Raw genomic sequence first — 21,784 nt, 5'->3', positions numbered from 1 at the left:
AAAAACAGCTCGGCGCTCAGCAAACGGGGAAGTCGACGCACCCGCGCCCTGCCCGTTCGACCCTGCATCTTCAACACTGCGTGAGAGCAAAATCCTTGGATAGATACGACATCTGTATTTAGCCCGCACCCCGACATTTCAATCTGGCCGTGACATCGTTAGTTGTCCCTAAGTAAAGACGCGCGTCACTTCGGGCGTAACTGTGCGAGCCAGCCGAGTAGTCTTAGCATGGGACAAACGGTCGTTACACATCCGTGCTGCCGCTCGACATTGGGAGCCTTCGCCGATCATCGCGAAGCGATCTAAGCGTTCGTTGGCATCTATAGGTCCTTCCTTCAGAGTTTACACACGACTCGCTGGAGGTCGAAATTTCGAGGGAAACTCGGATTGACCAGCTCGATGCCGGCACCTTTCCCAATCAAGAGCAAGAGGCGGGTCCGGGATGACGTTTCCCCCGTCGGCATCCGCAGCGCGGCCTTCGAGTGGGCTAGATGGAGCCGTTGCTGGTCCCTATGGATCGAAAGGAAGCGTTGGTCCGACCACGTGTCCCGGGACGCCAGCTTACTGCACTATCAACACCGCACGGACACTTAGAGAATCAGTTCCCAACCCGATCGCATAGGAGGATCGACATGAATTCGCTCAGCCCCGGCATCGTTTCACGCGCACTGAAGCTCGACAACGCGGACGACGTCGCGATTGCGCGCGACGCTCTTCCGGCAGCCACCACCTTGCCTGAATTCGGCAACATTGTCCTGCTGGACGATATCCCAGCCGCCCACAAGATCGCATTGCGTTCGGTCACCAAGGGGGAAGCGGTGCGCCGCTACGGCCAGGTGATCGGCTTCGCCACGACCGATATCGCGCGCGGCCAGCACGTGCATACGCACAACCTCTCGATCGGCGCATTCGACCGTGACTACGCGTACGGCTGCGACGTCAAACCCGTCGACCCACCCGGCGCACCGCTCACTTTCATGGGTTTTCGCCGGGCCGACGGACGCATTGCGACACGCAACTACATCGGCGTTGTGAGCACGGTCAACTGCTCGGCCACCGTCACCAAACGCGTCGCACAACATTTCGCAGCACCCGGGGCGCTGGCGAATTATCCAAACGTCGATGGCGTCGTGCCCGTCACGCATAGCTTCGGCTGTTGCATCGATCACCACGGCGAGGGCATCGCGCAACTGCGCCGAACCATCGGCGGGTATGTGAAGCACGCCAATTTCGCCGCCGTGCTCGTCATCGGACTGGGCTGCGAAGCCAATCAGATGGGCGCCATGTTCGTCGCCGAAAACGTGCAAAGCGGACCGCGCATGGTTCCGCTCGTGATGCAGGAGCTGGGCGGCACGCAAGCAACCATCGACGCCGCGATCGAGGCGGTCCACGCGCTGCTTCCCGCCGCGAACGAAGTCACGCGCGAACCGGTGCCCGTGTCGGCGTTGAGCATCGCACTGCAATGCGGCGGCTCGGATGGCTATTCGGGCATCACGGCGAACCCCGCGCTCGGCGCGGCAGTCGACCTGCTGGTGCGGCACGGCGGCACGGCGATCCTGAGCGAGACCCCGGAGATATACGGCGCGGAACACCTGCTCACCCGCCGCGCGATCTCGCGCGAGGTCGGCGAGAAGATCGTCGAGCGCATTCATTGGTGGGAAGGCTACGCCGAGCGCGAGAAAGGCAGCATCGACAACAATCCGACGCCGGGCAACAAGGCAGGCGGCCTGACGACGATTCTCGAGAAATCGCTGGGCGCGGTGGCCAAGAGCGGATCGACGCCGCTCATGGGCGTGTATCGCTATGCGGAGCCCATCGAGATGCACGGCCTCGTCTTCATGGATGCGCCCGGTTATGACCCGATGGGCGCGACCGGCCAGGTCGCAAGCGGCGCCAATCTCGTGCTTTTCACGACGGGACGCGGTTCGTGCTTCGGGGCGAAACCCGCGCCATCGATCAAGCTGGCGACCAACACGAAGATGTTTGAGCGCATGCGCGACGACATGGACATCAACTGCGGCGACATCATGGACGGCAGCGCCACGGTGCAGGAAAAAGGCGAAGAGATCTTCCGCGCAATCCTGCGCGTCGCCAGCGGCGAGAAGAGTCGAAGCGAAGCACTTGGCGTCGGTGACGACGAATTCGTGCCCTGGATGATCGGCGCGCAGATGTAAGCACCATCCGCCGCCGCGTTCGATGGGTGCCATTTTATAAAATGCTAAATATAAATTATATTGTCTTGGACCGCCGGCAGACGTACCGGCGTTTCCGCGTGCCGCGTGCGCGCTTTCACGTCCAACCCGTGCGGGAGAGCTTCCGATGTCTTATCCACTCAGGCCAGACTTCCGGCTTGGTTTTTCCGACTTGCGCGTCTCCGCCGCCGGCCTCACCCGGCCGGAGTGCGTGCTCGCGCTTGAGACGGGCGAACTGATCGCCGCGCACGGCGCAGGCGGCTACACGCATTGGCGCCCCGGCGGCTCGCCACGTCATATCCTGCCGGCCGACGGCAATCCGCGTCGCTATGTGCCCAATGGCATCGCGCTATCGACGCGCGGCAAGGTGCTGTTCGCCAACCTCGGCAGCGAGCTCGGCGGCATCTTCAGCATCGATGGAAACGGCGCGGTCGAACCCGTCGTGGAGACGGTGGACAACACGCCCATGCCACCGACGAACTTCGTCGTCGAAGACGGCAACGGCGCGATCTGGTTCACGGTCAGCACGCGCATGCGTCCGCGTGCGCATGCGTGGACGCGCGATGTCGCCGATGGCTTCATCGGCGTGGCGGACGCGAAAGGATCGCGCATCGTGGCGGACGGTCTAGGCTATACGAACGAAATTGCCTTCTCTGCGGACGGCAAGTGGCTGTACGTGAACGAAACCTACGCGCGGAAGACGAGCCGGTTCCCCCTCCTGCCGGGACCGGCGCTTGGACCGAAGGAAATCGTCTGCCAATACGAAGGCGCCGACTTTCCGGACGGCCTGTGCTTTGACGCATTCGGCGGCGTGTGGGTCACATGCGTCGGCAGCAACCGCGTCATAGTCGTTCGGCCGGACGGCTCGACGCAGATCGTGCTCGAAGACCTCGACGTCGAGTACACGGATTACCTCGCAGCGCGCTACGCGACCCGTTCGCTCACGCCCGACGACATGGCGACGACCGGCACATCGCGGCTGAAAAGCGTATCGAGCCTCGTGTTCGGCGGCCCCGACAGGAGAACCGCCTACCTCGGCTGCCTGCTCGGCGATGCGGTGTTGACCTTCGAAAGTCCCATCGCCGGCGCGCCGACGACGAACTGGAACCGCTCGCTGCGCTGAATCGCGGGCCGCATCGGCGCGCGATCCACCTACAGAACAGACAAAACCGGAGACTGAATTGAACACGACGAACGGCGGCTCCAAGGCCGACATCTCGACTCGCAGAAGGCGCGCGGTCATCGCGACACTGATCGGCAATTTCATGGAATGGTTCGACTTCGCGGTGTATGGCTTCGTCGCGGTCAATATCGGTCACGCGTTTTTTCCGGCGGGCAACACGACCGTCGCGCTGCTCTCGTCGCTCGCGGTGTTCGGCATCGCCTTCCTGCTTCGTCCGCTGGGCGGCATCGTGCTCGGCATGATCGGCGATCGTGTCGGCCGGCGGGAGTCGCTCGCCATCGCGATCATCGTCATGAGCGCGGCGACGTTCGTGCTCGCGATCCTTCCGACCTATGAGCGCATTGGCATGTGGGCGACCGTCGCGCTTCTGCTCACGCGCTGCGTTCAGGGCATGTCCGTCGGCGGCGAATGGATGGGTGCGGGCACGTTTCTCGTCGAATATGCGCCGGCGAATCGTCGGGGCATCGCGGCGAGCGTGATTTCGGCGACGGCCGCATTCGGCGTCGCGGCAGGCAGTCTCGTGGTGTTCGCCATATCGAGCAGGCTGGATGCGCAGGCATTCGATGCGTGGGGCTGGCGCATTCCCTTCGTGCTCGCGGTGCCTGTGGGGCTGGTCGGCCTCTACATGCGGCTGAAGCTCGAAGACACGCCGGTGTTCGAGGAAATCAAGGCGCGCTCAGCGGGCGGCGTTGCCAGAACGCCGTTCCTTGCTTCGCTGAACGAAGATATCCGGATGATCGGCATCGCGTTCCTGTTCGCGAGCATCACCGGCCTCGGCTTCTACTACTTCGTCACGTACATGGTGAACTATCTGCCCGTGACCGGTCATCTGGGACGCACCGAATCGGTGATGGTAAGCGGCGCGAGCCTCGTGCTGTACGGGCTGTTCTGTCCGCTGGCAGGCTGGCTGTCGGATGTGATCGGCCGTCGCAAGACCTTCCTCATCGGCATCTTCGGACACATGGCGTTCGGCTTGCCGGTGTTCTTCATGCTGTCGTCGGGCAGCCTGCTGATCGCATTCGCGGGACTCGTGATCTTCGCGTCGTTTCAGGCGCTCATCAACGTGATGAACACGGTTGTCGTCGTGGAGTTGTTCCCGCCGCGCACGCGGATGACGAGCGGCGCGCTCGCGCTCAACCTCGGCGCTGGGCCGGTCGCGGGCACCGGTCCGCTGATCGCGGCCGCGCTGGTGGCAAGCACGGGCATCGCGGTGTCGCCGGCGTTCTATCTTTGCGCGATCGCGCTGATCGCGTTCGTCGTGCTGTATTTGACGCTGCCGGAAACCTGCCGCCGCTCGCTGGTGGAAGAGGAGCCGATCGCACCGGCCGCCGCCGAAACGGGGCAGTCGCTCAGCCCCGCCCGCGCGGGACGTTGATCGCGGCCCGCGCCTTCCGGCCAGCGCCGATGCAGCGCTAGCCGGGCAGCATCGTCAGGCGGCAGTCGACGGTGTCGTCAGATTCTTCTCGACGCGGACCCAGCCGGCCTCGATGTGCTGGGTCATCGCATCCGCCACGCCCTGCGCGTCGTGATCTTCGAGCTTGCGCAGGATCTCGACGTGCTCGTGCGGCAACTGCTTGAACCGCCCTGCCTGATCGTAATGGAAGTTGAACGGAAACTTGGCCCACAGCACCCGGACGAACTGCAGCGTCTGCTGACAGTCGGCGATCTCGTAGAGCCGGAAGTGAAACCGCACGTTCGCGGCGCGAATCGCAAAGCGTTCACCGCTCTTGACCAGCGCGACGAACTCCTTGTGCATCGCGCGCAGCTCGGCGATGTCTTCCTTCGTCGCGCGCTCGGCGGCCTTGAAGGCAAGCATGCGTTCCAGCACGACGCGCAATTCGAAGATCTCGCGTGCGCGCATCGGATCGATATCGGGCACTGACAGGCCACGATGCGGTTCGCTGACGACGAAGCCTTCCATTTCGAGCGCCTTGAGCGCCTCGCGCACCGGCGTGATCGATACGCCGAGCTCGGCGGCGATATCCGCCTGCTTCAGCTTGTGGCCGCGCGGGTACTCACCCGAGATGATCCGTTCTCGCAAACGTTCTGCCACGTGATCGAGTTTTGTGAGGAAAGCCATGATTGTCCAGAGAAGGTGCGATCGCGCTTCGGGCCCGCCGATTGAGCCGGCACGCTCAGCCTGCAAGGCAACGCCAGGCCGTATTGTACGACGCCGCAGCCCCCGCGCCGTCGCCGATGCATTTTGTGTGCGCGTCGGCGCACGCCGCGTCCCGGCGCGTATTCGCCGCGCCCGATCCCCGGCTTGAGATTCAAATCGAAAGTGACGTGACCGCGTTATAGAATATATTTTATAATTTGCATCGACGATTCCGGGTAACACGGCCCGGCAAAGGAGAACCATGTCGCATCCCACCGCTTCCGGACCCAGCATGCCCGACCCCGCTACGCTTCCCGGCATGCTGAGCGGCCTCAGGGTCATCGAAGTCGCCGACGAAACCGGCGAATACTGTGGTCTGCTGCTGGCAGGACTGGGCGCCGAGGTCATCAAGATCGAACCGCTTCACGGCAATACGACGCGCGGCATCGGGCCGTTTTACGAAGACGTCGAAGACCGCGAGCGTTCGCTGCATTTCTGGGCCTACAATCGCGGCAAGAAATCGGTTGCGCTCGATACGGCGAGTCCCACGGGCCGTGCGCGACTGCTCGACCTGCTGGCCCACGCGGACATCCTGCTCGACAGCACGTGCGGCCGTCTCGCACGCGACCTGGACCTCGGCGAGCCGGTAACAAAGCGATTTCCCGCGCTGATCCATGCGCGCATCACACCGTTCGGCGACACCGGACCGTGGAAGGACTATCGCGCATCGGACCTCGTTCATCTCGCGCTCGGCGGCGTGATGATGAACTGCGGCTACGACCGGAATCCGGACGGCACCTACTCCACGCCCCCGATCGCGCCGCAGATCTGGCACGCGTATCACATCGCCGGCGACCAGACCGCCGTCGCGATTCTCGCCGCGCTGATGCACCGCTTGCGCACCGGCGAAGGTCAGGATGTCTCGTGCGCGATCCATCAAGCCGTGTCGATCAACACCGAGCTCGACCTCATGTCGTGGGTGATGCGGCATGCGCCGCTTTATCGGCAGACGGCGCGGCACGCATCCGAGACGCCGAGCGATGTGCCGAACATCAGCCGCACGTCGGACGGCCGCTGGAACATGACATGGGGCGTCTCCGCGCGCGACAAGGCGCGGCTCGTGCCGTTCCTCCAGCAGTTCGACAAGGCCGAGGACCTGCAGCCGCCCCCGAGCGACACCGACATGACGGCTCGCAACACGCCGGGTTCGACCGAGGTCGATGCCGATACGCGCCATATGCTCGAAGTCATCCAGCGTTTCGTCGGCTCGTACGATTACGAACAACTGCCGTGGCGCGAAGCTCAGGACGCTGGGCTGCTGTGGGCGCCCGTGCGCAAGCCTCACGAGAATGCCGAGGACGAGCACTGGCTCGCGCGCTCATCATTCAGCGACATCGAGCATCCGGAGCTCGGCCGCAGCTTCCGCTATCCGACCAGCAAATGGCTCGGCACGGCAACCGCATGGCAGGCGGGCACGCGCGCGCCGTTCCTTGGCGAACACAACGACGACGCCACGCTCACGAAGCCGCTCACGAAGCCGCTCGCGCGCAGCGAAGGGGACAAGCTGCCCGCGCGGCCTCGCGATCCGTCGCCGTCCGGCGTGACGCTCTCGAAGCATGGCAAGCCATTCCCGTTGCAGGGCGTGCGCATCTTCGACTTCTCGTGGTTTCTCGCATCGGCGGGCGGCACGCGCTTCCTGAACGCGCTCGGCGCGGAAAGCATCAAGGTCGAATGGAAGGAGAATCCCGACACGCGGCTGGCCGCGATGGCGCCGGTCGGCGGCCGTGAGGCGCGCGAAAAGGCCACCGGGCCGCTGCCGGGCGTCACGGACCCCGACATGGGCGGGCAGTTCAACAACAAGAACGCGGGCAAGCGCGGCATGTCGTTGAACATCCGGCATCCGAAAGGTCTCGCCATCGCGAAGGATCTGATCCGCCAGTGCGATATCGTCGCCGAAGGGTTCTCGCCCGGCGTGCTGCAACGGCTCGGCCTCGGCTACGACGTGCTGAAGTCGATCCGGCCGGACATCATCTATGTGCAGCAGTCGGGCATGGGCACGATCGGCCGCTATGGCCGGTTCCGCACGGTCGGGCCCGTGGCCGCGTCGTTCGCGGGCAGCACCGAGATGTCCGGCCTGCCCGATCCGGCGATGCCTGCCGGATGGGGCTACTCGTATCTCGACTGGATCGGCGCATACGGCTTCGCGCTCGCCGCGCTCGGCGCGCTCTATCACCGCGAGCGCACCGGCGAAGGCCAGTGGATCGACTCGTCGCAGTGCGAATCCGGCATCTTCCAGACGGCGTCGTCCGTGCTCGACTGGTCGGCCAATGGCCGCGTTTGGGCGCGCTATGGCAACCGCTCGCCGTACAAGCGCGCCGCGCCGCACGGCGCGTACCGGTGCGCGGGCGATGACGCGTGGATCGCGATCGCTTGTTTCAGCGACGCGCACTGGCACGCCTTCGTCGACGCCGCGCAACTGCCCGCGCTCGCCGGCGACCCGCGCTTCGCAACGCTCACGGAGCGGCTCGCTCACCAGGACGCACTCGACGCGCTCGTCGGCGCGTGGACGTCGAGTCAGGAGCCTTACGCCTGCATGCAGCGCCTGCAGCGCGCGGGCGTGCCGGCCGGCGTGTGCCAGACGGCCGCCGGCCGCTGCGACGCCGATCCGCAACTCGCCGAACTCGACTGGCTGACGGAAGTAACGGGCACGCGCATCGGCCGCTGGCCGGTCATCGAATTCCCGGTCAAGCTCGCCGCGACGCCCGCCTACAGCGGCGGCGTGATCGACCGCGGCGCGCCGTGCTACGGCGAGGACAACGCACACGTGCTCAGCCAGTGGCTCGGCTACGGCGCGTCGGAAATCGACGCGCTGCGCGAGGAAGGCGTGATCTGAGCGCGTCTGCACCGACCATCCCATATCGAACGGAGACACAGCATGAATCCGATGCAGGGCCTCAGTAACCGGATCGCCGTCGTCGGCGTCGGCAACACGCCTTACGGCGACTTCCCCGCCGTCGACGATTACGCGCTCGGCGCCGAGGCATTCAAGGCCGCGATCGCCGATTGCGGGCTCGACAAGAACGAGATCGACGGCCTGCTCTGCTGCCGCGTGCCCTTCTATGCGCGCATGGGCGAGATCCTCGGCCTCAATCCGCGCTGGACGATGACGCTGCCGGGCCACGGCCGCATGTCCGGCATGGCGATCGCCGAAGCGATGCTCGCGCTCGAAACGGGCGCGGCGAAATACGTCGCGCTGATCTATACGAACATCGGCCGCTCGCGCCGGATGAACTATGGCGGCGACGAATTCGCATCGTTCTGGGACCCGTGGGGCCTCACGTCGCCGGGCGCTTCGCATGGGCTGATGTTCCGCATGCATATGGAGCGCTACGGCACGACGACGCGCCAGCTCGGGGAAGTGTCCGTCGCGTTTCGCAACAACGCGATCCTGAATCCCGACGCGGTCATGCGCAAGCCCATCACGCTGGAGGATCACGCGTCGATACGCAGGATCGTCGAGCCGCTCGGTCTGCTCGACTACTGCCTCATCAACGACGGCGCCGTCTGCATGATCCTCACGACGCGCGAGCGCGCGAACGATCTCCGGAAGCAGCCGGTGCTGATTTCGGGCGTCGGCGCGCGCGATGCGTTCGAGCGTTCCGCCATCGGCAACTTCGATCCCGAGTTCTGGTACGACGAGGTGCGCGAGGCGGGCACGCAGGCCTACGAGATGGCGGGCGTCACGAAGGACGATGTCGATGCCCTGATGTGCTACGACAACTTCACGCCGACGGTGCTCTTCAGCCTCGAAGGGCTCGGATTCTGCGAGCGCGGCGAGGCGGGCGCGTTCGTCGAGAACGGCGCGCTCGGCGTGCATGGCCGGCTGCCGACGAATACCGATGGCGGCCACTTGTCGAATTCGTATATGCAGGGCTGGGCGCTCAACGTCGAAGCGGTGCGGCAGTTGCGCGGCGAATGCGGCGCGCGCCAGGTGAAGGACTGCGAGGTCGTGCAGTACATCGCGGCCACGCCGTGCACCCGATCGATCATCTACACGAAGGGATAAGCCATGACCACTGCCTATGACAAGCCGCTACCGGCGATCGACGAGTATTCGAAGGGTTACTGGAACTTCGCGCGCCAGCATCGGCTGTCGGTGCAGGTGTGCCGGCAATGCGGCCATCGGCATTTTCCGGCATCGCCCGTGTGCCCCTCGTGTCTGTCCGATGCGCAGGCGTGGGAAGCGGTCAGCGGCCGCGGGACGCTCGTCTCGTGGGTCACGTTTCATCGCGCGTACTGGGACGCCTTTCGCGGCGAGCTGCCGTATCACGTCTGCCTCGTTCAACTCGACGATGGCCCGATCGTCGTCGGCAACTTCGGGGACGGCATTCCCCAGGATGTGAAGATGGGCATGCCGATGAAAGTGCAGTTCGAAGACGTGACGCCCGAGGTATCGCTCGCGCGCTTCGTCCCCGCCTGACGCACACGCACCGCTGGAGGAACGCATGAAGAAGCTGATGAACGAACCGGGCGCGTATGTCGACGACATGCTCGACGGCCTGTGCGCAGCCCATCCCGACACATACCGCCGCGCCGGCGAAAGCGGCCGCGTGATCGCGCGCGCGACGCCGGGCTTCGAAGGCAAGGTCGGCGTCGTGTCCGGCGGCGGCTCGGGCCATATGCCGCTTTTCACCGGCTATGTCGGCGAGGGGCTGCTCGATGCCTGCGCGATCGGCAACGTGTTCGCCGGACCGACCGTCGGCGACTGCATCGACGCGATGCATGCCGCCGAGCGCGGCGCGGGCGTGCTTTGCCTGTATGGCAACTACGGCGGCGACCGGATGAACTTCGACATGGCCTGCGAGCTGACCGGACTCGACGGCATGCAAAGCGAAACGGTGCTCGTGACCGATGACGTCGCGAGCGCATCCGCCGACGAAAGCGGCAAGCGCCGCGGCGTCGCGGGTATCGTCTACGCGTACAAGATCGCCGGTGCGCGCGCCGAGCAGCGCGGCGCCACGCTCGACGACGTGGCCGGCAGCGCGCGCAAGGCCATTGCCGGATGCCGCACGATCGGCGTCGCGCTGACGCCTTGCATCGTGCCGGAAGTCGGCACACCGAACTTCACGATCGGCGAAGGCGAGATCGAGATGGGGATGGGCATTCACGGCGAGCCCGGCATCTGGCGCGGCGAGCTGAAACAGGCCGATGCGCTCGCGGGCGAAATGCTCGAATGCGTGCTCGCCGACCTCGACGTGGGCGCGGGCGAGCGCGTGTCCGTCATGCTCAACTCGCTCGGCGCGACGCCGCACGAGGAGCTTTACATCCTCTATCGCGCGGTGGCGCGGCTGCTAGATGCGAAGCGCGTGAGCATCGTCGCGCCGCTCGTCGGGCGCTATGCGACGTCGATGGAAATGACGGGCGCATCGCTCACGATCCAGCGCCTCGACGCCGATCTCGAAACGCTGCTGCGCGCGCCCGCGCGCTGTCCGTTCTGGAGCAACTGACGATGTCTCTCACGACTTCACAGATGGAAGCCGCGCTGCGCCGCTGGGCAGACCGGATCGACGAAGTGGCGCCCGAGCTCAATCGGCTCGACGGACAGCTCGGCGACGGCGACCTCGGCGCGACGCTCGAAAAATGCGCCGCGCGCGTGCGCACGGCGCTCGACGCCGGTCCGTACGCGGATCTCGGCCTGCTGTTCAAGGCCTGCGCGCAGGCTTGCGCGCGCGCGTCGGGATCGAGCTTCGGCACGCTTTTGACCGTGGCGTTCATGACGCTCGCGCGCCGGCTCGATAACCAGGCGACACTCGCCTGGCGCGACCTGCCGGCGGCGCTGCAAGCCGCGCTCGATGCGATGTCCCAGCGCGGCGGCGCGAAGCTCGGCGACAAGACCGTGCTCGATACGCTGGCGGCCGCGCACGACGCCATCGACGGTATCGATGATCCTCATACGCAATACGCCGCCGCGAGTGCGGCCGTCGACGAGACGATCGCGTCGTTCAAAACGCAGCCGAACCGGATCGGGCGCGCGCGGATGTTCGCGGAGCGCTCGATCGGTCTCGACGATCCGGGAATGATCGCGTTCCGCCACATGCTCCACGGCATCGCGCCCGCTCCCTGCAACTGACACGCGCAGCACGATGCGCGGGCTTGCGCCCGCGCCTGCGTCAGGCGTTCAGATAGATCGTCTTCGTGCGAACGTAGGCTTCGAGCCCGTACTTGCCGTCCTCGCCGCCCAGGCCGCTATCGCCGTAACCATGATGGAAACCTTGCGGCGCTTCGCCGAGCGAGCGGTTCACGTAGATCTCGCCGAAGTTCAGTTCGGCGGCGGTGCGCATCAGCACGCCGAGATCCTTCGTGAAGAGATAGGCGGAAAGGCCGTAGCTCGAATCGTTCGCGAGTTTGAGCGCCTCGTCGAAATCGCGCACCTTGAGCACCGACATGACCGGACCAAACACCTCTCCCTGCACGATGTCCATCTCGTGCGTCACGTCCGTCAGCAGCGTGGGACCGTAGAAATGGCCGCGCTCGTACACGCCGCCGCTCAGCCGCGCGCCGCCGATCCGCACGCGCGCGCCCTGATGCACCGCCTTCGCGACCATCGCCTCGACCTTTTCGAGCTCGGCGGCGCTGATCTTCGGGCCCATCGTCGTATCTTCGTTCGACGGATCGCCCACCTTGATCTCGCCGATCTTCTGGCTCACCAGTTCGAGGAAGCGGTCGTAGACGGCTTCGTGCACGTACGTGCGTTCATTGCACGTGCAGACCTGACCCGCGTTGAGAAAGCGCGCCTCGACGGCCGCGCTGGCGGCCGCTTCGAGATCGGCGTCGGCGAGCACGATGAACGGCGCCTTCCCGCCGAGTTCGAGGCGGACTTCCTTCAGCGTCGGCGCGGCCGCGGCCATGATCTTTTTGCCCGCCGCGGTGCTGCCCGTCATCGTGATCATCTTCACGGCCGGATTCGCGACGAGGCGCTGTCCCGCCGGAATGCCGCCGCTCACGATGTTGACGACGCCCGCCGGGAACTTCGCTTCGGCGACGAGCCTGGCGATTTCGAGCGATGTCACCGGCGTCAGTTCATGCGGCTTGAGCACGATCGTATTGCCGGCCGCGAGCGCCGGCGCGACCTTGCGCGCGAGCAGACCCGCCGGAAAATTCCACGCCGAAATGCCGGCGATCACGCCATGCGGCTGCTTGTCGATCAGGATCTTTTCGCCCGGACGGCTCCCCGGCACGATGTCGCCTTCGAGGCGGCGCGCATTCTCGGCGGCGAAGCGAATCAGCGAGATCGCGAAATCGATCTCGCCGCGCGCCTCGCGGATCGGCTTGCCGACTTCCTGGGTCAGCAGCCGCGCCAGGCGTTCGTGATCGCGCTGGATCAGCGTGTTCAGGCGCAACAGGAAGTCCGCGCGCCCGACGGCCGTGCGGCGGCTCCATGCGGGAAATGCCGCCGCCGCGGACTGAACCGCGCGGTCGATATCCGCGTCCGTCGCGTCGGCGGCCGTGGCGATGGTTTCGCCTGTCGCCGGATTGCGCACCGTGAGCCGCGCCGTGCCGCTCGACACAACCCAATCTCCATCGATAAATAGGGAATACTGATTGATTTCGTCCATTCGTTCTCACCTTTAGGGAGACGCGCCAGGCGCGCCGATGTTCGCGGGGAAGCAAAGCGCGACCCCACCATGTTGAAACAACCTTGGGCACTCACCAAGATGGTCAGACCACCGATGCAGCAGCCCCACACGACCGAGCGTAGGGCCGGACGTCGCGAGACGGTCGCGCGCGTCGCCCGTCAGCTCGAAAGCGCTATCGAAGAAGCCGGCTTGCGCAACGAGCCGCGTCTGCCGCCCGAACGCGAACTGGCGCTGACACTCGGCGTATCGCGCTCGACGCTTCGCGAGGCCATCCAGCGATTGATCGCAACCGGCGCGATCGACGCGCGTCACGGCCGCGGGCTGTTCATTCGCCGCGCGCCGCCCGCATCCGACATGCTGGAGCCTTCGATGTTCGGCGAAACCGCGGCTTCGCGCCGCGACACGCTCGAATTCCGGCTCGTCGTCGAATGCGCCGCTGCGAGGCTCGCCGCGACGCGCGCAGCCGACAGCGATCTGCGCGAGTTGCAGACGCTGCTTCAGCGCATGACCGATGCCGTGCACGCGAGAGACGTGGAAGCCGAAGCGCTCGCGGATGCGCATTTCCATCTGGCGCTCGTCCGCGCTTCGCATAACCGGATGCTGGCCACGCTCTGCCTCAACGCAGGTTCGACCTTGCGCAGCCATATCGCGAGAAACACGCTGCTGGCGTCGGCTTCCGAGGATGAATCGCATCGGCTCGCGACGGCGCGGCTTGCGCAGCATCGCGCGATCTACGACGCCATCAGCGCGCATCGGCCTCATAGGGCCGCCGAAGCGATGCAAACGCATATCGAAGAGGTCGGCCGGCAGTTCGATGACTGTGAATGAGGGACGCGCCGCGAAACGTTCGCGCATCAATACGACCGTGGCAGCCCGAGAACATGCTCGCCGAGATACGCGAGAATGAGGTTCGTCGAGATCGGCGCAGTTTGATAAAGCCGCGCTTCGCGCCACTTGCGTTCGATGCCGTATTCCTCGGCATAACCGAAGCCGCCGTGCGTTTGCAGTGCGGTATCGGCGGCGTGCCAGGTCGCCTCGGACGCGAGCAGCTTCGCCATGTTCGCTTCGGCCCCGCACGGCTGCCCCGCCTCGAATAGCGCCGCGGCCTTGCGCGCCATCAGATCGGCGGCTTCGAGTTCCATGTAGGCGCGCGCGAGCGGGAACTGCACACCCTGATTCTGTCCGATCGCGCGTCCGAACACTTTGCGCTCGTTCGCATAATCGACGGCCCTTTTCAGCAGCCAGCGGCCATCGCCGATGCACTCCTGCGCCACGAGAATCCGCTCGGCATTCATGCCGTCGAGGATGTAGCGAAAGCCCTTGCCTTCCTCGCCGATCAGGTTTTCGACCGGCACTTCGAGATTCTCGATGAAGATCTCGGTCGTGTTGTGATTGATCATCGCCGGGATCGGCCGGATATCGATGCCCCTGCCCTTCGCCTCGCGCAGATCGACGAGCAGCGTCGACAAACCATCGGTTCGTTTCGCGCACTGCGCCGCCGGCGTCGTGCGAACCAGCAGCAGCATCAGATCCGAATGGAGCGCGCGCGACGTCCATACTTTCTGTCCGTTCACGACATAGACATCGCCGCGCCGTTCCGCGCGCGTTCTCAGTTGCGTCGTATCCGATCCGGTGGTCGGCTCGGTCACGCCAAACGCCTGCAGCCGCAGCGCGCCCGACGCAATCTCCGGCAGATAGCGGCGCTTCTGCGCCTCGCTGCCGTGTCTCAGCAGCGTGCCCATGATGTACATCTGCGCGTGCGCGGGACTCGCGACGCAGCCGCTCGCATTGATCTCCTCGAGAATCACGGCGGCCGCGCGCAGCGGCATGCCGGAGCCGCCGTACGCTTCGGGGATCAGCGCGCCCAGAAAACCGCCGGCAGTCAGCGCATTCACGAATTCGGTCGGATATCCGCGCTCGTTGTCGAGCTTGCGCCAGTAGTCGCCCGGAAAATCGCGGCAGATGCGGCGCACCGCATCGCGCAGATCCGCGTAATCCTCGCGTGTGACGGAAATGCCGATGTCCTCGCCTGACTCGTGATTCGCTTCTGTCGTCATCGAAAAGTCCTTCGTGAAATACGTGAGAGGAACGCCGGGCCGCCGTGCGCCCTACCGGTTGACTAGCGCCCGCGGCAAACGCAGCACCAGCGCCGCGCCGAGCACGAGCCACGCGGCCAGCATGGCGACGCCATAGCGCGCGTCATGTGTGAAGTCGTTCAGCACGCCGGTCAAGAGCGGGCTCACGAAACCGGCCAGCGCACCGACCGAATTGATGAGCCCGATGCCCGCCGCGCCGGATGCGCCCTTCAAGAACGATGTCGGCAGACACCAGAACAGCGGCAGTGTCGCCATGACGCCGCCGGTCGCGATGGTCAGCGCGGCCAGCGCGAGCGTCGTGTCGTGCTGCAGGAACGTGCTGAGCACGAAGCCAGCGGCGCCGACCAGCGCGGGCGCGGCCACATGCCAGCGGCGCTCGCGCAGCCGGTCTCCGGTGCGCGAGAGCATCAGCATCGCGATGACGCCCGCCAGGTACGGAATCGCGCTGAGATAGCCTATCTGAAAGTTGTCGTGCAGCCCGAGACGCTTGATCAGCGTCGGCAGCCAGAAGCTGACGCCGTACTGCCCGGTCGCGATGCAGAAGTTGATCAGCACGCAGAGCCATACGCGCGCGTCGGTGAACATCTGGCGGAGCGAAGCATCGGGCTTCGCATCGTGCTCGGCGTCGAGTTGCGACTGCACCCACCCTTTTTCCGCCGGGCTCAGCCAGTCGACGTCCGCCACGCGATCGGGAAGCGCTTTCCAGAGCACGCCCGCGAGCACGACGGACGGCATCGCCTCGATCAGAAAAAGCCACTGCCACGACGCCAAACCGCCGGTGCCGCCCATGCTGCTCATGATCCATCCCGACAGCGGCCCGCCAAGCACGCCCGATACCGGAATGCCCGTCATGAAGATCGCGACGACGCCAGCGCGTCGGCGCGACGGAAACCATTGCGTCAAATACAGCACCACGCCCGGAAAGAAGCCTGCTTCCGCGACGCCCAGCAAAAAGCGCGTCGCATAGAACGCGCCGGGCGTCCGGACGAAAAGCATCGCCGCCGAGATGACGCCCCAGGTCACCATGATGCGGGCGAGCCACCGCCGCGCGCCCACGCGATACAGAATCATGTTGCTCGGCGTTTCGAACGCGAGATAGCCGATGAAGAACGTGCCCGCGCCGAGCCCGTACACCGTATCGCTGAAGCTCAAATCCGACGCCATCTGCAGCTTCGCGAAACCGATGTTGACGCGGTCGAGGTAGCAGGCCACATAGCAGATGAACAGCAAGGGCAGAAGCCGGCGCGTGATGCGCCCATAGATCGAGACACCCGGTGCCGCAGCGTGATGCGAAGACACCGCCGAAGCGGGATCGACAGATTGCATGCTTGTCTCCTGATTGACGACGGTTTCGTCGCCGTGTGGACTTTCGTATGGTTCCGACGCGATGCTTCTATGGGCTTCGTTGACGGATGCAACACATATAATGCATTATATAATCTATATTTATACGAGGCGCAATGCACCCGCGCACTTGCCGAAGGAACGTCATGTATTTCGAGTTCTCCCGCTTCAAACCGATCGAGCGTTACAAGCTGTTGTCGTCGACGGTCACGCCGCGTCCGATCGCATGGGTATCGACCATCGACGCGAACGGCAAGCCCAACGCCGCGCCCTTCTCGTTCTTCAACGTCTTCGCCGAAGACCCGCCGACGCTGGGTTTCGCGATCAATCATCGTTCCGATTCGGACCGCAAGGACACCGGAGAGAACGTGCGTTTGCAGAAGGAATTCGTCGTCAATCTCGTGAGCGCCGACTGCGTCGAGCAGATGAACATCACCGCGATCGAGTTCGGCCCGGCGGTGGACGAGTTCGCGGAAGCGGGCCTCACGCCGGCGCCGTCCACGCTGATCCGCACGCCGCGCATCGCTGAAAGCCGCGTGTCGTTCGAATGCCGGCTGATGCAGATCATCGCGCTCGGCACGCGGCGTTCGCTCGTGCTCGGCGAAGTGCTCGCGATGCACGTCCCCGACGAAGCGGTGCTCGACGCGCAACGCTGCTGGATCGATACGCAGCGGCTTCAGCTCGTCGGCCGCATGCACGGTCACCACTACTTGCGCATGGCGGATGTCTTCGAGATGCCCACGATTCCCGTCGATACATGGAATGCGAAAGACAACCGCTAGCCGCCTGTCGATACACCCAAAGGAAGGAGACGAACTTGAGTCCAGAATTCGAAATAGTCGATTACGAACGCTTCCGCCAGAGCATCGTCGCGAATGCGCGTATCGAAGTGCTGCATACCGGCATGCGCTGGCCCGAAGGTCCGGTGTGGTTCGCCGACAGCGAATGTCTGCTGTGGAGCGACATCCCGAACAACCGCATCATGCGCTGGGTGGAAGGCGCGCCGGCAACCGTGTATCGCTATCCGTCCAACAACGCCAACGGCAACACGCGCGACCGTCAGGGACGTCTTCTGACCTGCGAGAGCGGCGGCCGCCGCGTCACGCGAACGGAGCACGACGGCACGATTACGGTGCTCGCGGATCGCTTCCAAGGCAAGCGCCTCAACTCGCCGAACGACATCGTCGTGAAGTCCGATGACAGCATCTGGTTCAGCGACCCCGACTACGGCATCCTCAGCGATTACACCGGCGACAAGGCGAAGAGCGAGATCGGCGCGAACCATGTGTTCCGGCTCGATCCCGCGACGCGCGAACTGAGCATCGCGACCAGCGAACTCGTGAAGCCGAACGGGCTCGCGTTCTCGCCGGACGAGTCGATTCTCTACATCGCCGATTCGGGCGTCTCGCACGACCCGAACGGCCCGCACCATATCGTCGCGTTCGATGTCGTGGACGGTGTGCGCCTCGTGCGTCCACGCGTGTTCGCGACGATTTCGCCCGGCGTGCCCGATGGCTTTCGCGTCGATACCGAAGGCAACGTATGGACCACGGCCGGCGACGGCGTGCACTGCTATGCCCCCGACGGCGCGCTGCTCGGCAAGATCCATCTGCCGGAAGTCGCGACGAACCTCACGTTCGGCGGGCCGAAACGCAATCGCCTGTTCGTGACGACGGCGTCATCGTTGATCGCGGTCTATGTGGGTCAGCGCGGTGCGCAGTGGCCGTGATCGTGTCATCGTCGTAACGGATGCGGGCTGCCGGCGGCAGCCCTTCTTTCATGCAGCGATCGCCGCAATCAGATACCGAGATATGCGCTTTGCACGGCGGGGTCTTTCATCAACTGCTCGGTCGGACCGGTGTTGACCGAACGGCCCAGCTCGAAAATCACGGCGCGCGACGCGAGATGCATCGCCCAGTGCGCGTTCTGCTCCGCGAGGATCACGGTCAGTTGCTCCACGCGCCGAATTTCGTCGAGCACATCGCCGATTCGTTCGACGACGATCGGCGCGAGTCCGAGCGACGGTTCGTCGAGCAGGAACAGCTTCGGCTTCGACATCAGCGCGCGGCCGATGGCGAGCATCTGCTGCTCGCCTCCGCTCAGGCTCGCCGCATGCTGCTTCCAGCGCTCCTTGAGACGCGGAAAATACGCATAGATCTGCTCGACGCGTTGATCGGCCTCATCGCGCGGGCGCGTGAACGCGCCCATGCGAAGGTTCTCCGCCACCGACAACTGCCCGAACACGCGCCGCCCTTCCGGCGAGATAGCGATGCCGCGACGCACGATCTCGCTCGTCTTGAGCCCGCGCATGTTCTCGCCTTCGAACGTGATCGAGCCGGACGCATAGTGCGCCATGCCGAGAATCGCCTTGATCGCGCTGCTCTTGCCCGCGCCGTTGCTGCCGACGAGCGCGAAGATCTCGCCGGCCTCGACCGAGAACGACACGCCATGCGTGCCGATCACGCGCCCGTAACGGACGTTCAAATCAGATACCGTGAGCTGCGGCATGTCCCCTCCCCAGATACGCTTCGATCACCTTCGGATCGGCCAGCACGTCGAGCGGTGCGCCGGTCGTCAGCTCATGGCCCTGATGCATCGCCATCACGCGATCGCACAGGCCCTTCATGAAACGGATGTTGTGATCGATGACGATCACGGTGATGCCGCGGTCGCGGATCTTCAGGATCGTGTCGCGCACGTGATCGGCCTCCTCCGCGCTCAGACCCGCGACCGGCTCGTCGAGCATCACGATGCGCGGCCGCGCCGCAAGCGTGATGACCATGCCGAGCGTCTTCTGATAGCCGTACGGCAGGCTGCCGGCTTGCAAGGAAGCGACATCGGCGAGGTTCAGCCATTCGAGCAACTCGGCCACGCGGTGCTCGCTTTCGGCACGCATCGCACGCGCACGGCGCGTATTGAAGAACGCCGCCATCGCGCCCGGATACATCCCGAGGAAGGCGCCGCGCACGGCGTTTTCATAGACCGTGCGTCCGCCGTATACGGTGGTCGACTGGAACGTGCGCACGAGCCCCTTGCGCGCGAGAACGTGCGGCAGCAGTCCCGTCACGTCCTCGCCTTCGAGCCGCACATGACCGCTGCTTGGCCGGATCATACCGCTCACGAGATTGATCGCCGTGGTTTTTCCGGCGCCATTCGGCCCGATGATGCCGAGTATCTCGTGCTCGTTGACGTGAAACGTCAGTTCCGACACGGCGGCAAGCCCGCCGAAATGCCGCGATAACTTTTCGATCTGAAGCAGGCGCGCGCTCATTGCCGGCCTCCGCGTCCCAGGCCGAGACGTTTGAACAGCACGCCCGCATCGGCGATGCCGCCGGAAAAGAACGCCATGACGAGGATCAGCACGATGCCGAAGACGACGTGCTGCAGTTCCACGTAGCCGCGCAGGAATTCCGGCAGCAGCACGACGAACACCGTGCCGACGATCGGCCCGATCAGCGTGTACATCCCGCCGATCACGTTGATCACCACGAGATTCAGCGACTGTTCGAGCGCAAACGAAGTCGGATCGATGTAGTGCACGAAATGCGCCTGCAGCGCGCCCGCTACGCCGACGATCCCGCATGCGAGCACGAACACCGCGACCTTCGTGCTCAGCACCGGCACGCCCGAGCAGCGCGCGAGCGATTCGCCTTCCCGCACCGAATCGATCATCCGGCCGATTTCGGACCCGAGCAGCCGGCCGACGATCCCGATGATGACGACTGCAAAGCCGAGCGCGAGGTAATAGAACGGCACCGCGTTCGAGAAGAACTCGCTTGGCCCCGGCACGCCGGAGATGCCGTTCGAGCCGCCCGTTACGCTCGTCCAGTTGACGAACACGGTGCGCACGATTTCGCCGAAGAGCAGCGTCACGAGCACGAAGTATTTGCCTGTGAGACGCAGCAGAATCGGGCCGACGATCAGCGCGAGCGCGGCGGGCGCGAGAAAGGCGAGGCACACCGACACCGGAAACGGCAGGCCGAAGTTCATCGTCGAAATAGCCGACACATAAGCACCGATGCCCATGAACGCGGCATGACCGAGCGACACATGACCCGTGCGCACGATGAGGTGCAACGAACTCGCGGCAATGGCCGTGATGAACGTGGTGACGGCCACCGAGAGGACGAACTTGTCCTGCCCGAAGAGCGGCAATGCCACGAGCACGACGAGCACGACGGCGATCACCGCGGGATGAGCGAGCCAGCGGCGCGCCGGCCGCAAGGCGCTCGCCTGCGGCGCGGGCTGCAACGGAAGCCCTGGCCGCAGCGCGGATTGAAGAACGGAGGGTTTGTTCATGCTTCTTTCGCTCCAAGCAGGCCCCACGGGCGGAAGATCAGCAGCAGGATCACAGCGCCAAACGACACGAATATCGACATGGCGCTGCCGTAGAAGGTGCCGAGAAAGCTGTTTGCGAGCCCGAGCAGCAGTCCGCCGAGCGCAACGCCGGGAATACTGCCCATGCCCCCGAGAATCACCACGATGAACGCGATCATCAGCTGAGGCTCGCCGACGAACGGCGAGAGCGCGTAGGTCTGCGCGTAGAACCCACCCGCGAGCGCGGCCATGAAGATGGCGATGAAGAAGGCGAGACGATAGATCGCGGTGCTGTTCACGCCCTGCGCTTCGGCGATATCGACGTCCTGCGCCGCGGCGCGCATCGCGAGACCGTAGCGCGAGTAGTGGGTGAAAACGTAGAAGGTGAGCAGCGCAACCGCCGCAATGCCGATGATGATGAGCTTCTGCGCCGGAAACACGAGGCCGCCGATCTGCAGCAGCGCATCGGTGCTCGGCGGCACCGAGCGCTCCTCGGCGTTCCAGACGATCACCGCCGTGTACATGATCGCCATGTCGAGCCCGAGCAGGCCGATCATGCTCTGGAACATCCGCTGGTAGAAGAAGCGATACACGATACGTTCGAGCAGCAGCGCGACGATCGCCACGATCAGCGCCGAAAGCGGCGCCGCGATCAGATACGGCAGACCGAAGCCGCCGTACAGGTAATACAGCGCATAGCCGCCGAGCATGGCGAACGCACCGTGCGCGAAGTTCACCACGCGCATGATGCCGAACAGCAGCGTGAATCCGAGCGCGATGAGGATGTAGATGGCGCTCAGGCCGATGCCGTCCACGAATACCTGGCCAAGAACTGCGGGAGAGAACATGAAACGCTCCTAATCTCGTCAGCGATGAAACCCGGCACGCGCGAGGCCGGCGGACCTCGCCCGCCTCGC

19 protein-coding genes are annotated in these 21,784 nt (G+C 64.9%); 11 read left to right on the top strand and 8 right to left on the bottom strand.

Going from position 1 to position 21,784, the window contains the following annotated elements:
- The first annotated feature begins 632 nt into the window (after positions 1–632).
- The 3 genes from NCS58_RS27240 (at position 633) to NCS58_RS27230 (ending at position 4,750) form a co-directional block, all read left to right on the top strand.
- The gene (locus NCS58_RS27240) at positions 633–2,174 is read left to right on the top strand and encodes a UxaA family hydrolase (RefSeq protein WP_250477883.1); all 1,542 of its coding nucleotides are present in this window, start codon (positions 633–635) and stop codon (positions 2,172–2,174) included.
- 145 nt (positions 2,175–2,319) lie between these two features.
- Complete coding sequence (locus tag NCS58_RS27235) at positions 2,320–3,315, top strand: SMP-30/gluconolactonase/LRE family protein (RefSeq protein ID WP_250477882.1); 996 nt, start codon at positions 2,320–2,322, stop codon at positions 3,313–3,315.
- A gap of 58 nt (positions 3,316–3,373) precedes the next feature.
- Positions 3,374–4,750 carry an MFS transporter gene (locus tag NCS58_RS27230; protein WP_250477881.1) on the top strand — a complete coding sequence of 459 codons (1,377 nt, stop codon included), beginning with the start codon at positions 3,374–3,376 and terminating at the stop codon, positions 4,748–4,750.
- 54 nt (positions 4,751–4,804) lie between these two features.
- On the opposite strand, the gene NCS58_RS27225 is transcribed toward NCS58_RS27230, so the two are convergent.
- The gene (locus NCS58_RS27225) at positions 4,805–5,767 is read right to left on the bottom strand and encodes a GntR family transcriptional regulator (RefSeq protein ID WP_250477880.1); all 963 of its coding nucleotides are present in this window, start codon (positions 5,765–5,767) and stop codon (positions 4,805–4,807) included.
- Between NCS58_RS27225 and NCS58_RS27220 the strand changes: the two genes are divergently transcribed.
- From NCS58_RS27220 to NCS58_RS27200, 5 genes are read left to right on the top strand one after another with little or no spacing between them, the layout of a single operon-like run.
- Positions 5,766–8,366, top strand: coding sequence for a CaiB/BaiF CoA-transferase family protein (locus tag NCS58_RS27220; RefSeq protein WP_250477879.1), 2,601 nt, complete (start codon positions 5,766–5,768; stop codon positions 8,364–8,366). The genes NCS58_RS27225 and NCS58_RS27220 overlap by 2 nt on opposite strands.
- 42 nt (positions 8,367–8,408) lie before the next feature.
- Positions 8,409–9,539, top strand: coding sequence for a thiolase family protein (locus NCS58_RS27215; RefSeq protein WP_250477878.1), 1,131 nt, complete (start codon positions 8,409–8,411; stop codon positions 9,537–9,539).
- Between the two features lie 3 nt (positions 9,540–9,542).
- Complete coding sequence (locus NCS58_RS27210) at positions 9,543–9,953, top strand: Zn-ribbon domain-containing OB-fold protein (protein WP_233409651.1); 411 nt, start codon at positions 9,543–9,545, stop codon at positions 9,951–9,953.
- Positions 9,954–9,978: 25 nt separating this feature from the next.
- Positions 9,979–10,980: a dihydroxyacetone kinase subunit DhaK gene (locus NCS58_RS27205; protein WP_250477877.1), complete on the top strand. Its 1,002-nt coding sequence runs from the start codon at positions 9,979–9,981 to the stop codon at positions 10,978–10,980.
- A gap of 2 nt (positions 10,981–10,982) precedes the next feature.
- Positions 10,983–11,603 (top strand): DAK2 domain-containing protein, encoded by a 621-nt coding sequence (locus tag NCS58_RS27200; protein WP_250477876.1) that lies wholly within the window; start codon positions 10,983–10,985, stop codon positions 11,601–11,603.
- 40 nt (positions 11,604–11,643) lie between these two features.
- On the opposite strand, the gene aldA is transcribed toward NCS58_RS27200, so the two are convergent.
- Positions 11,644–13,089, bottom strand: coding sequence for an aldehyde dehydrogenase (aldA, locus tag NCS58_RS27195; RefSeq protein WP_250477875.1), 1,446 nt, complete (start codon positions 13,087–13,089; stop codon positions 11,644–11,646).
- A 69-nt stretch (positions 13,090–13,158) separates the two neighbouring features.
- On the opposite strand from aldA, the gene NCS58_RS27190 reads away from it, so the two are divergent.
- Positions 13,159–13,938: a FadR/GntR family transcriptional regulator gene (locus tag NCS58_RS27190; RefSeq protein ID WP_250477874.1), complete on the top strand. Its 780-nt coding sequence runs from the start codon at positions 13,159–13,161 to the stop codon at positions 13,936–13,938.
- A gap of 26 nt (positions 13,939–13,964) precedes the next feature.
- On the opposite strand, the gene NCS58_RS27185 is transcribed toward NCS58_RS27190, so the two are convergent.
- Together NCS58_RS27185 and NCS58_RS27180 are read right to left on the bottom strand one after the other, a co-directional pair.
- Positions 13,965–15,167: an acyl-CoA dehydrogenase family protein gene (locus tag NCS58_RS27185; protein ID WP_250477873.1), complete on the bottom strand. Its 1,203-nt coding sequence runs from the start codon at positions 15,165–15,167 to the stop codon at positions 13,965–13,967.
- Between the two features lie 51 nt (positions 15,168–15,218).
- Entirely contained in the window at positions 15,219–16,532 is a 1,314-nt protein-coding gene (locus tag NCS58_RS27180) for an MFS transporter (RefSeq protein ID WP_250477872.1), read from the bottom strand.
- Between the two features lie 164 nt (positions 16,533–16,696).
- On the opposite strand from NCS58_RS27180, the gene NCS58_RS27175 reads away from it, so the two are divergent.
- Both NCS58_RS27175 and NCS58_RS27170 read left to right on the top strand, forming a co-directional pair.
- A complete protein-coding gene (locus tag NCS58_RS27175; RefSeq protein ID WP_053570491.1) occupies positions 16,697–17,332 on the top strand; it encodes a flavin reductase family protein in 636 nt (211 codons plus the stop codon).
- Between the two features lie 35 nt (positions 17,333–17,367).
- The gene (locus tag NCS58_RS27170) at positions 17,368–18,279 is read left to right on the top strand and encodes an SMP-30/gluconolactonase/LRE family protein (RefSeq protein ID WP_250477871.1); all 912 of its coding nucleotides are present in this window, start codon (positions 17,368–17,370) and stop codon (positions 18,277–18,279) included.
- Between the two features lie 68 nt (positions 18,280–18,347).
- Here NCS58_RS27170 and NCS58_RS27165 read toward each other — a convergent pair whose 3' ends face one another.
- The 4 genes from NCS58_RS27165 to NCS58_RS27150 are packed head-to-tail and all read right to left on the bottom strand — an operon-like array spanning position 18,348 to position 21,715.
- Complete coding sequence (locus NCS58_RS27165) at positions 18,348–19,058, bottom strand: ABC transporter ATP-binding protein (RefSeq protein WP_014193382.1); 711 nt, start codon at positions 19,056–19,058, stop codon at positions 18,348–18,350.
- Positions 19,036–19,821: an ABC transporter ATP-binding protein gene (locus NCS58_RS27160; RefSeq protein WP_014193383.1), complete on the bottom strand. Its 786-nt coding sequence runs from the start codon at positions 19,819–19,821 to the stop codon at positions 19,036–19,038. The genes NCS58_RS27165 and NCS58_RS27160 overlap by 23 nt, the downstream gene beginning before the upstream one ends.
- Positions 19,818–20,849, bottom strand: coding sequence for a branched-chain amino acid ABC transporter permease (locus tag NCS58_RS27155; protein ID WP_250477870.1), 1,032 nt, complete (start codon positions 20,847–20,849; stop codon positions 19,818–19,820). Before NCS58_RS27155 ends, NCS58_RS27160 begins: the two co-directional genes overlap by 4 nt.
- The gene (locus NCS58_RS27150; protein WP_250477869.1) at positions 20,846–21,715 is read right to left on the bottom strand and encodes a branched-chain amino acid ABC transporter permease; all 870 of its coding nucleotides are present in this window, start codon (positions 21,713–21,715) and stop codon (positions 20,846–20,848) included. Before NCS58_RS27150 ends, NCS58_RS27155 begins: the two co-directional genes overlap by 4 nt.
- Between the last annotated feature and the right edge of the window lie 69 nt (positions 21,716–21,784).

Origin of the sequence: Caballeronia sp. INML3B, from assembly GCF_023631305.1 — a bacterium.
Taxonomy (GTDB): Bacteria; Pseudomonadota; Gammaproteobacteria; order Burkholderiales; family Burkholderiaceae; genus Caballeronia; species Caballeronia turbans.
This window is presented reverse-complemented; position numbering and strand designations above follow the sequence as displayed.

Excerpts from the sequence above, each read along its gene's own strand:
- NCS58_RS27165 (WP_014193382.1), bottom strand. The coding sequence starts at position 19,058 with ATGCCGCAGCTCACGGTATCTGATTTGAACGTCCGTTACGGGCGCGTG.
- NCS58_RS27175 (WP_053570491.1), top strand. The coding sequence starts at position 16,697 with ATGTATTTCGAGTTCTCCCGCTTCAAACCGATCGAGCGTTACAAGCTG.
- aldA (WP_250477875.1), bottom strand. The coding sequence starts at position 13,089 with ATGGACGAAATCAATCAGTATTCCCTATTTATCGATGGAGATTGGGTT.
- NCS58_RS27180 (WP_250477872.1), bottom strand. The coding sequence starts at position 16,532 with ATGCAATCTGTCGATCCCGCTTCGGCGGTGTCTTCGCATCACGCTGCG.
- NCS58_RS27205 (WP_250477877.1), top strand. The coding sequence starts at position 9,979 with ATGAAGAAGCTGATGAACGAACCGGGCGCGTATGTCGACGACATGCTC.
- NCS58_RS27240 (WP_250477883.1), top strand. The coding sequence starts at position 633 with ATGAATTCGCTCAGCCCCGGCATCGTTTCACGCGCACTGAAGCTCGAC.
- NCS58_RS27235 (WP_250477882.1), top strand. The coding sequence starts at position 2,320 with ATGTCTTATCCACTCAGGCCAGACTTCCGGCTTGGTTTTTCCGACTTG.
- NCS58_RS27160 (WP_014193383.1), bottom strand. The coding sequence starts at position 19,821 with ATGAGCGCGCGCCTGCTTCAGATCGAAAAGTTATCGCGGCATTTCGGC.
- NCS58_RS27200 (WP_250477876.1), top strand. The coding sequence starts at position 10,983 with ATGTCTCTCACGACTTCACAGATGGAAGCCGCGCTGCGCCGCTGGGCA.
- NCS58_RS27210 (WP_233409651.1), top strand. The coding sequence starts at position 9,543 with ATGACCACTGCCTATGACAAGCCGCTACCGGCGATCGACGAGTATTCG.
- NCS58_RS27190 (WP_250477874.1), top strand. The coding sequence starts at position 13,159 with ATGTTGAAACAACCTTGGGCACTCACCAAGATGGTCAGACCACCGATG.
- NCS58_RS27185 (WP_250477873.1), bottom strand. The coding sequence starts at position 15,167 with ATGACGACAGAAGCGAATCACGAGTCAGGCGAGGACATCGGCATTTCC.
- NCS58_RS27220 (WP_250477879.1), top strand. The coding sequence starts at position 5,766 with ATGCCCGACCCCGCTACGCTTCCCGGCATGCTGAGCGGCCTCAGGGTC.
- NCS58_RS27215 (WP_250477878.1), top strand. The coding sequence starts at position 8,409 with ATGAATCCGATGCAGGGCCTCAGTAACCGGATCGCCGTCGTCGGCGTC.
- NCS58_RS27155 (WP_250477870.1), bottom strand. The coding sequence starts at position 20,849 with ATGAACAAACCCTCCGTTCTTCAATCCGCGCTGCGGCCAGGGCTTCCG.
- NCS58_RS27225 (WP_250477880.1), bottom strand. The coding sequence starts at position 5,767 with ATGCTGGGTCCGGAAGCGGTGGGATGCGACATGGTTCTCCTTTGCCGG.
- NCS58_RS27150 (WP_250477869.1), bottom strand. The coding sequence starts at position 21,715 with ATGTTCTCTCCCGCAGTTCTTGGCCAGGTATTCGTGGACGGCATCGGC.